Genomic DNA, 9676 nt, shown 5'->3' with positions numbered 1-9676 from the left:
CGCGGCCAGGGCCCTGGGGGGCGGGAGCTCCCGGGTGGGCGTGCGGGTCATCGTCCGGCTCCCCGCCCCCTCCGCCGTGAGGGCTATGCACCAGTCGTTGGCCCGCAGGAGATACCCCTTGGGGTATTCGATCTCGCACTCGCCCAGCAGGCGGAAGCCGGCCCGGCGGCAGACGGCGTTGGACGCCGCGTTGGCCACGGAAGGGTAGGCGTGGACGCTGGGGTGGTGGCCTTCGGCGGCGGCCGCGGCGAGGACGTGGGCGACGGCGGCGACCGCGATGCCCCGGCCCTGGAAGGCGGGGAGCACACTCCAGCCCGCTTCGTAGACCGCCTCCCCGCGCCGGTCCGCCACCCAGAAGCCGGCCGTGCCCACCGCCGCACCCTCCGGCAGCAGCACGATGCGGTACATCCGGCCCGGCTCCTCGTCGGCGAGATAGCGGCGGTGTCTGCGGGCGAGCTGCTCCTCGGTCTCGGGGCCGCCCACGTACCGCGTCATGACCGGGGTGTTGGCCCGGCGCAGCAAGTCCAGCCCGTCCGGCGCCCACGGCTCGATCCGCACCCGGGGCGCCCCCGCTCCCGCCCGCCAAGGTGCCGCCGCCCCTGCCGTCTCCGCCGCCCCTGTGGTCATGCCTGCCGCCCCCGTCGTCGACCCCGTCGTCGTTCCTGTCGGTCCCGTCGTCCCTGTCGTCTCCGTCATGACCTCAACGGTACGGGCGACCACTGACAGTGACCGGTGCGGCGGGTGCCGGCGAGCGGCCGGCGGGGCGGGGCCGCGGGGTGCGGCGGCGGGTGGCGCGCCGGGCGGCGAGGGCGGTGGTGGCGACGAGGGCGGAGACGCCGAGGCCGAGGGCGGCGGCGCAGAGGGGGTTGCCGGCGGCGGCGCTGCCGAGGTAGCCGAGGCCGACCGAGCAGCCGGCCCAGAGGGATTCGGCGAGGGCGGCGGCGAGGACGTACTTGCGGAGCGGATAGCGGAGGAATCCGGAGGCGAGGGCTCCGGCGATCCGGCCGCTGGGCAGGAAGCGCACCGCCGCCACGAACGGCAGGCCGTGCCGCCGGATCCGGGCGGCGGTCCGGACGAGCGCGGCGCGGTGGCGCGGGCGGCGCAGCATCCAGGCGCGGACCGGGCCGCCGAACCGCCGCGCGGCGAGGTACATCAGGACGTCCCCCAGCACGGCGCTGCCCGCGACCGTCACCAGGACCACCGGAAGCGCGGCGCGGCCCTCGGAGGCCAGGGCGCCGGCGGCGGCCAGCAGCGCGGAGTTCGGGACCAGCGGCGGCAGTGTGGTGGCCGCCAGCAGGCCGCAGAGGGCGGGTACGTCCATCCCGGCCGCCTCCTCGGATCCGCGCGCCCCGAGCCCGTATCCCCAGGCTGCCGCGCGGCGCGGCGGGCGGCAAGGCGCGCCCCCGCACCACCTCGCGCACACGGCACCCCCCACTTGGATTCATACCCCCTAGGGGTATACAGTGGCGGCAGCCGGAAGGGCGACACCGGCCGCCACCCCGCCCCCACGCGCCACCGCGCGCGCCCCGGGCAGCACACTGGGCACAGCGGCCGCATCGGCCCGTACCGGCACATGTCGGCACACACGGCACCACAAGGAGAGATCCATGGCTGAGAACAGCTCCTGCTGCACCCCCGAGGGCTCCTGCCACACCGGCGGCACCACCGCCGTCGAGACCGGCGCGGTGACCACCACGTACAAGGTCACCGGCATGACCTGCGGGCACTGCGAGGGCGCGGTCTCGTCGGAGATCGGCGGGCTGGCCGGGGTCGAGTCGGTGCAGGCGGTCGCGGCGACCGGCCTGGTGACGGTCGTCTCCGCGGCGCCGCTGGACGAGGCCGCGGTGCGCGCGGCGGTCGACGAGGCGGGGTACGAACTGGTGGGCCAGGTCTGAGCCGGGCCCCCTCCCGCGCTCGACCACGAGGCGCAGGACGCGTCCGCCCCGGCGGGACGGCGCCCTGCGCCTCGCGCGCCTCCGGACCCCGTACCGGGAAAATCGACCGGCGGGTCGGACACCGACCGTAATCGCCCTAGACCAGGACGATCAGCGGTGAACGGTCACATTCTCAGGGCGCGGCCACGAAATTTCACATAGCCCTTACAACTCGCACAACACCCATACCTCGAGGCGCCGATCTGCAAATGGAAGCCCTTGACCAGATTCGCCCCCATATGCCATGAGACCCAGATCACACTCTTCGCAACGTAACCATCGAGGGGGGTCGCGAGTCTAACCGGGCAGTGCAGGCACCCCGGCGGGGCTTGCACTGCGAAAGCCGTGCCGGTCTTGGGGGACCGCGCCCGGCTACGCGTTGGCCGGGGCGACGCGCCCGGGGAGCTTTGAGCGGCCCTCCCGAATGTGCGCGTCCCGGCAGAGCGCGGTGCAACCCGGAACGCCCGGACGGATCCCGTGGGGGGAATCCGCACCGGGACATGGGAAGCGCCCCGCACTCTGGACCCGTGGGGGGATCCGGAGGCGGGGCGCTTTCGTTTTGCCCGCCGGGGCCGCGCACCAGGGGCCACCAGGCGGTTTTACGCGATTATCGATCACCGGTGCGCGACGGCCGGGCTCGGATCCGGCCGCCGCGCGGCGGTCGGGTTCAGCGCTCCTGGACGGGCACGAAGTCGCGCTCGACGACGCCGGTGTAGACCTGGCGCGGGCGGCCGATACGGGAACCGGGCTCGGTGATCATCTCGTGCCACTGGGCGATCCAGCCGGGCAGCCGGCCGAGCGCGAAGAGCACGGTGAACATCTCGGTCGGGAAGCCCATCGCCCGGTAGATCAGGCCGGTGTAGAAGTCGACGTTCGGGTAGAGCTTGCGCTCGACGAAGTAGTCGTCGGCCAGCGCGTGCTCCTCCAGCTTCAGGGCGATGTCGAGGAGCTCGTCCGACTTGCCCAGCGCGGAGAGGACATCGTGCGCCGCCGCCTTGATGATCTTCGCCCGGGGGTCGAAGTTCTTGTAGACGCGGTGCCCGAAGCCCATCAGCTTCACGCCGTCTTCCTTGTTCTTCACCTTGCGGATGAAGGTGTCGACGTCGCCGCCGGCGTCCCGGATGCCCTCGAGCATCTCCAGCACCGACTGGTTGGCGCCGCCGTGCAGGGGGCCCCAGAGCGCGTTGATGCCCGCCGAGATCGAGGCGAAGAGGTTCGCCTGCGAGGAGCCGACCAGGCGCACCGTGGAGGTCGAGCAGTTCTGCTCGTGGTCGGCGTGCAGGATCAGCAGCTTGTCGAGGGCGCTGACCACGACCGGGTCGAGCTCGTACTCGGCGGCGGGGACCGAGAAGGTCATCCGCAGGAAGTTCTCGACATAACCGAGCTCGTTGCTCGGGTAGACGACCGGGTGGCCGACCGACTTCTTGTAGGCGTAGGCCGCGATGGTCGGGAGCTTGGCCAGCAGGCGGATCGTGGAGAGGTGCCGCTGCCGCTCGTCGAACGGGTTGTGGCTGTCCTGGTAGAACGTCGACAGCGCGCTGACCACGGAGGACAGCATGGCCATCGGGTGGGCGTCCCGGGGGAAGCCGTCGTAGAAGCGCTTGACGTCCTCGTGCAGCAGGGTGTGGTACGTGATGTCCTGCTGGAAGTTCGCCAGCTCGTCGACGGTGGGCAGCTCACCGTGGATGAGGAGGTACGCGGTCTCCACGAACGTGCTGCGCTCGGCGAGCTGCTCGATCGGATAGCCGCGGTAACGGAGGATGCCCTTTTCACCGTCGAGATAGGTGATCGCGGATTTGTACGCCGCGGTATTGCCGTAACCGGAATCCAGGGTCACCAGACCGGTCTGGGCGCGCAGCTTCGAGATGTCGAAGCCCTTGTCGCCGACCGTGCTGTCGACGACCGGGTAGCTGTATTCGCCGTCCCCGTAACGCAGTACTACAGAGTTGTCGCTCACGTCATCCCTCACCGACGTTGTGCCTCTTCTTCGAGGTGCCCTGACTGCCTATACCTTCCCCCATTTGGACCTTGGATGTGCACTCGGGGTCGGCCATAGGGCCTCATCGCGGCACTCAGTGCCGCGTTGGTGTCCATCCTGCTCCCCTTCGCCCCGCTTGGGGAAGGGGGGCGCGCCTCACAGCGCGCCGGCGAGCCGGTGGTCCAGCGCGGTGTGCCTGCGACCGGCGGAAACCGTGCGGACGGCCTGGCCGAGGGCCCTCCGGGAGCCGACCAGCACCACGAGCCGCTTCGCCCGGGTCACGGCGGTGTAGAGCAGATTGCGCTGGAGCATCATCCAGGCGCTGGTGGTGACCGGAATCACCACGGCCGGATACTCGCTGCCCTGGGAGCGATGGATCGTCACCGCGTAGGCGTGCGCCAGCTCGTCCAGTTCGCCGAAGTCGTACGGCACCTCCTCGTCCTCGTCCGTGCGGACCGTCAGGCGCTGCTCGACGGCATCGAGGGCGGTGACCACGCCCACCGTGCCGTTGAAGACGCCGTTGCGGCCCTTGTCGTAGTTGTTCCGGATCTGGGTGACCTTGTCGCCGACGCGGAAGACCCGGCCGCCGAAGCGGCGCTCGGGGACGTCCGGGCGGGCCGGGGTCACCGCCTGCTGGAGCAGGCCGTTGAGGGCGCCGGCGCCGGCCGGGCCGCGGTGCATCGGGGCGAGCACCTGGACGTCCCGGCGCGGGTCCAGTCCGAACTTCGCGGGGATGCGGCGCGCCACCACGTCCACCGTCAGCCGGGCGGCCTCCTCCGCGTCCTCCTCGGGGAACAGGAAGAAATCGGGGAGGCCGCTGGTCAGCGGGGGGATGCCGGAATTGATGCGGTGGGCGTTCGTCACCACGCCGGACTGCTGGGCCTGGCGGAAGATCCGGGTCAGCCGGACGGCGGGCACCGGGCCCGGCTCGGCCAGCAGATCGCGCAGCACCTCGCCGGCGCCCACCGACGGCAGCTGGTCCACATCGCCGACCAGCAGCAGATGGGCGCCCGGCGGGACGGCCTTGACGAGCTTGTTCGCCAGCAGCAGGTCGAGCATGGACGCCTCGTCGACGACGACCAGATCGGCGTCCAGCGGGCGGTCCGCGTCGTAGGCGGCGTCCCCGCCGGGCTTGAGCTCCAGCAGGCGGTGGACGGTGGAGGCGTCCGCTCCGGTCAGCTCGGCCAGCCGTTTGGCCGCCCGGCCCGTGGGGGCGGCCAGCACCACCGCGGCCCGTTTGGCGCGGGCCAGCTCGACCACCGAGCGGACCGTGAAGGACTTGCCGCAGCCCGGCCCGCCGGTGAGCACCGCGACCTTGCGGGACAGCGCCAGCCGGACCGCCTCCTGCTGCTCGGGCGCCAGCTCCGCGCCCGTGCGCCGCGCCAGCCACGCCAGGGCCTTGTCCCAGTCCACGTCCTGGAAGGCGGGCATGCGGTCCTCGGGGGTGCGCAGCAGCCGGGTCAGCCGGCCGGCCAGGGACAGCTCGGCGCGGTGGAACGGCACCAGATAGACCGCGGTGACGAACGTGCCGTCGCCGTCCCCGGGGACCTTCTCGCGGACCACGCCCTCGGGATCGGCGGCCAGCTCGGTCAGGCAGTCGATGACCAGGCCGGTGTCCACCTGGAGCAACTTCACCGCGTCGGCGATGAGTTGCTCCTCGGGCAGGAAGCAGTGGCCCTGGTCGGCGGATTGCGAGAGGGCGTACTGGAGGCCGGACTTGACCCGCTCGGGGCTGTCGTGCGGGATGCCGACCGACTGGGCGATGCGGTCGGCGGTCAGGAAGCCGATGCCCCAGACGTCGGCGGCCAGGCGGTAGGGCTCGTTCCGCACCACGGAGATGGCGGCGTCGCCGTACTTCTTGTAGATGCGCACGGCGAGGGAGGTGGAGACGCCGACGCCCTGGAGGAAGATCATCACTTCCTTGATGGCCTTCTGCTCCTCCCAGGCGGCGCCGATCTTCGCGGTGCGCTTGGGGCCGAGGCCGGGGACCTCGATCAGGCGGCCCGGGTCGCGCTCGATCACGTCGAGGGTGTCGGTGCCGAAGTGCTCGGTGATGCGGTCGGCGATCCGGGGGCCGATGCCCTTGATCAGGCCGGAGCCGAGATAGCGGCGGATGCCCTGGACGGTGGCGGGCAGGACGGTGGTGTAGTTCTCCACCGTGAACTGGCGGCCGTACTGGGGGTGGGAGCCCCAGCGGCCCTCCATGCGCAGCGATTCGCCCGGCTGGGCGCCGAGCAGCGCGCCGACGACGGTGAGCAGCTCACCGGCTCCGCGGCCGGTGTCGACCCGCGCGACGGTGTAGCCGGTCTCGTCGTTGGCGTACGTGATCCGCTCCAGGACCCCTTCGACCACGGCTGCGTTGACCATGCCCCGACGGTACCGCCGGGGTCTGACAGCGGGCCGGGCCGCCCGCGGCCCCCGTCAGGCGACGTGGGCGGTGAAGCGGGCGACGACCTCGGCCAGGACGTCGGCGCCGGGCCGGGCCCACAGGGCGGGGTTGAAGATCTCCACCTCCAGGGGGCCGCGGTAGCCGGCCGCCTCGGCGCGGGCGCGCAGGCCGCGCAGGTCCACCGAGCCGTCGCCGAGCTGCCCGCGGCCCAGCAGGACGCCGGCCGGGAGCGGGGTGACCCAGTCGGCGAGCTGCACCAGGGCCATCCGGCCCCCGGCGCGCGCCAGTTGGCGGTCGAGGGTGTCGTCCCACCACAGGTGGTAGCTGTCGATGACGACGCCCACGTGGTCGGCGGGGAAGCGCTCGGCGAGGTCCAGGGCCTGGGCCAGGGTCGAGACCACGCACCGGTCGGCGGCGTACATCGGGTGGAGCGGTTCCAGGGCCAGCCGTACACCGTGCGCGGCGGCGTACGGGGCGAGGGCGGCGAGCGCGTCGGCGACCCGCTCGCGGGCGCCGGGCAGGTCCCGGCTGCCGGGCGGCAGGCCGCCGGACACCAGGACGAGGGTGCCGGTCCCCAGGGCCGCGGCCTCCTCGATGGCGGCGCGGTTGTCCGCCAGGGCGGCGCGGCGTTCGGCGGGGTCCTCGGCGGTGACGAAACCGCCCCGGCACAGGCTGGTGACGGCCAGCCCGGCGTCCCGTACGAGCCGGGCGGCGGCCGCCACCCCGTACTCCCGCACCGGCGCGCGCCACAGGCCGACGCCGCCGACGCCCGCCCGGGCGCAGCCGTCGGCGAGTTCGGGCAGCGGCCACTGGCGGACGGTCTCCTGATTGAGGCTCAGGCGGGCCAGGAGGGGGTCGGGGCCGGTCACGGGCGGATCAGCTCCTCGGCGCCGTGGACGGTCAGCAGGGCCCGCATCCGGGCGGCGGCCAGCTCCGGGTCCGGGAACAGGCCCAGCCCGCCGGCCAGTTGGTAGGCGCGGTGCAGATGCGGCAGGGAGCGGGCCGCGTGCAGGCCGCCGACCATGGTGAAGTGCGCCTGGTGGCCGGCCAGCCAGGCGAGCAGCACCACGCCCGTCTTGTAGTAGCGGGTGGGGGCCTGGAAGAGGTGGCGGGCCAGCGGCACGGTCGGGTCCAGGACGGCCCGGAAGCCGGCCGGGTCGCCCGCGTCCAGGTGGCCGAGGGCCCGCGCGGCCAGCGGGGCGAGCGGGTCGAGGACGCCCAGCAGGGCGTCGCTGTGGCCGTGCGCGTCCCCGGCGATCAGCTCGGGGTAGTGGAAGTCGTCGCCCGTGTAGCAGCGCGCGCCCTCCGGGAGCCGGCGGCGCAGCCGCACCTCGTGGGCGGCGTCCAGGAGGGAGACCTTGACGCCGTCCACCGCGCCGGGGTGGTCGGCGATCAGGGCCAGGAGGGTGTCGGTCGCCGCCTCGGGGTCGTCGCTGCCCCAGTAGCCGGCCAGGGCCGGGTCGAAGGCCGGGCCGAGCCAGTGCAGGATCACCGGGCGGGTGGTCTGGCGCAGCAGGTGGCCGTAGACGGCGTGGTAGTCGTCCGGTCCGGTGGCGAGCGCGGCGAGCCGGCGGGAGGCCATCAGGACCGGCTGGGCGCCCGCCTCCTCGACGGCGGCGAGCTGCTCCTCGTAGGCGGCGCGGACGTCCGCGAGCGAGCCTCCGGCGGGCGGGAGCTGGTCGGTGCCGGCGCCGCAGGCGAGCCGGCCGCCGGCGGCCCGGGCCTCGGCGCCGGTGCGGCGGATCAGTTCGGCGGCGGCCGGCCAGTCCAGGCCCATCCCGCGCTGCGCGGTGTCCATCGCCTCGGCGACGCCGAGTCCGTGCGCCCACAGGTGGTGGCGGAAGGCGAGGGTGGCGTCCCAGTCGAGGGCGGCCGGGCCGTCCGGGGTGGTGCCGGCCAGCGGGTCGGCGACCACGTGGGCGGCGGCGAAGAGCGTACGGGAGCGGGGCCCCGGCGGCGTCCCGGTGGGCGGCGCGGCGGTCACCGGGGCAGCTCCGGGACGGGGAGCCGGCGGCCCTCCTGGGAGGAGCGCAGGCCCAGTTCGGCGAGCTGGACGCCGCGGGCGCCCGCCCACAGGTCCCAGCGCCAGGGCGCCCCGGTCACCGCGTGGCGCAGGAACAGCTCCCACTGGGCCTTGAAGGCGTTGTCGAACGCGGCGTTGTCCGGGACCTCCTGCCACTGGTCGCGGAACGGCTCGGCGGACGGCACGTCGGGGTCCCAGACGGGCCGGGGGGTGGTGGCCCGGTGCTGGACGCGGCAGCGGCGCAGGCCGGCGACGGCGGAGCCCTCGGTGCCGTCGACCTGGAACTCCAGCAGCTCGTCGCGGTGGACGCGGACCGCCCAGGAGGAGTTGATCTGGGCGAGCACCCCGCCGTCGAGGTCGAAGAGCGCGTAGGCGGCGTCGTCGGCGGTCGCCTCGTAGGGCGCGCCGGACTCGTCCCAGCGGCGCGGCAGATGGGTGGCGACCCGGGCCTGGACGGCGCGGACCGGGCCGAACAGCTCGTGCAGGACGTACTCCCAGTGCGGGAACATGTCCGCGGCGATCCCGCCGCCGTCCTCGGCGCGGTAGTTCCAGGAGGGGCGCTGGGCCGGCTGCCGGTCCCCTTCGAAGACCCAGTAGCCGAACTCGCCCCGTACGGACAGCACCCGGCCGAGGAAGCCGTCCTCCAGGACGCGGCGGAGCTTGCGCAGCCCGGGGAGGAACAGCTTGTCCTGGACGACGCCGTGCCGGACGCCGGCCTCCTGGGCGCGCCGGGCGAGGTCCAGCGCGCCGGTGAGGGTGGTGGCGGTGGGCTTCTCCACGTAGACGTGCTTGCCGGCCTCGACGGCCCGGTGGACGGCGGCCTCGCGGGCCGCGGTGACCTGGGCGTCGAAGTAGATCTCGACCGTGCCGTCGGCGAGGACGGTGTCGAGGTCGGCGCTCCAGGGCAGGCCGTGCCGTTCGGCCAGCGCCCGTACGCGCGGCGCGGAGCGGCCGACGAGGACCGGCTCCGGCCAGAGCACCGTGCCGTCGTCCAGGGGCAGTCCGCCCTGGTCGCGCAGGGCGAGGAGGGAGCGGACCAGGTGCTGGCGGTGGCCCATGCGCCCGGTCACGCCGTTCATGGCGATGCGTACGGTCCTGCGGGTCACGGCCGGGCCTCCCGGTGGGTGGGGGGTAGCGGTGGTGGGGCAGGCGGCGCGCGGCGGGGCCAGGGGCACCGCGCCGGTCAGGGACGCTAGTGGGCGGGGCGGGCGGCGACAAGACGGCCCCGCCGTACGGCCGTTCGCCCGGTGACCGGTCGCGGTACGTCCCGCCAACGGGTGCGCGGCGGGTCAGGCGGGCCCGATAGGGGAAGGCAGGGGGCGGGCGGCGCGGCGAACGGCCGGGCGGACGGG

Annotated in this window: 8 protein-coding genes; 1 reads left to right on the top strand and 7 read right to left on the bottom strand. The window is 74.0% G+C overall.

All coding sequences use genetic code 11. The annotated features are described in order from the left end of the window. Both ADL22_RS31035 and ADL22_RS31030 read right to left on the bottom strand, forming a co-directional pair. Positions 1-696, bottom strand: a 696-nt coding sequence (locus tag ADL22_RS31035; protein WP_324615628.1) for a GNAT family N-acetyltransferase, incomplete at its 3' end; no start/stop codon positions are given. Positions 697-700: 4 nt separating this feature from the next. Beyond that, a complete protein-coding gene (locus ADL22_RS31030; protein ID WP_066987489.1) occupies positions 701-1321 on the bottom strand; it encodes a DedA family protein in 621 nt (206 codons plus the stop codon). 286 nt (positions 1322-1607) lie between these two features. Here ADL22_RS31030 and ADL22_RS31025 point away from each other — a divergent pair, with 286 nt between their 5' ends. After that, entirely contained in the window at positions 1608-1895 is a 288-nt protein-coding gene (locus ADL22_RS31025) for a heavy-metal-associated domain-containing protein (RefSeq protein ID WP_066987486.1), read from the top strand. A 706-nt stretch (positions 1896-2601) separates the two neighbouring features. Here ADL22_RS31025 and ADL22_RS31020 read toward each other — a convergent pair. The 5 genes from ADL22_RS31020 to ADL22_RS31000 all read right to left on the bottom strand — a co-directional run bounded on the left by ADL22_RS31020 (position 2602) and on the right by ADL22_RS31000 (position 9430). Further along, positions 2602-3891 (bottom strand): citrate synthase, encoded by a 1290-nt coding sequence (locus tag ADL22_RS31020; protein ID WP_066987483.1) that lies wholly within the window; start codon positions 3889-3891, stop codon positions 2602-2604. A gap of 177 nt (positions 3892-4068) precedes the next feature. After that, a complete protein-coding gene (locus ADL22_RS31015; RefSeq protein ID WP_066987480.1) occupies positions 4069-6279 on the bottom strand; it encodes an ATP-dependent RecD-like DNA helicase in 2211 nt (736 codons plus the stop codon). 54 nt (positions 6280-6333) lie between these two features. Next, entirely contained in the window at positions 6334-7170 is an 837-nt protein-coding gene (locus tag ADL22_RS31010) for a sugar phosphate isomerase/epimerase family protein (protein ID WP_066987477.1), read from the bottom strand. Continuing rightward, positions 7167-8285 (bottom strand): dihydrodipicolinate synthase family protein, encoded by a 1119-nt coding sequence (locus tag ADL22_RS31005; protein WP_066987474.1) that lies wholly within the window; start codon positions 8283-8285, stop codon positions 7167-7169. Before ADL22_RS31005 ends, ADL22_RS31010 begins: the two co-directional genes overlap by 4 nt. Continuing rightward, positions 8282-9430, bottom strand: coding sequence for a Gfo/Idh/MocA family protein (locus ADL22_RS31000; protein WP_066987471.1), 1149 nt, complete (start codon positions 9428-9430; stop codon positions 8282-8284). The genes ADL22_RS31005 and ADL22_RS31000 overlap by 4 nt, the downstream gene beginning before the upstream one ends. Positions 9431-9676: the final 246 nt, after the last annotated feature.

The organism is Streptomyces sp. NRRL F-4489, assembly GCF_001509485.1.
Lineage (GTDB): Bacteria > Actinomycetota > Actinomycetes > Streptomycetales > Streptomycetaceae > Streptomyces.
The sequence above is the reverse complement of the archived record's forward strand: the minus strand, read 5'-3'. Positions and strand labels throughout refer to the sequence as shown.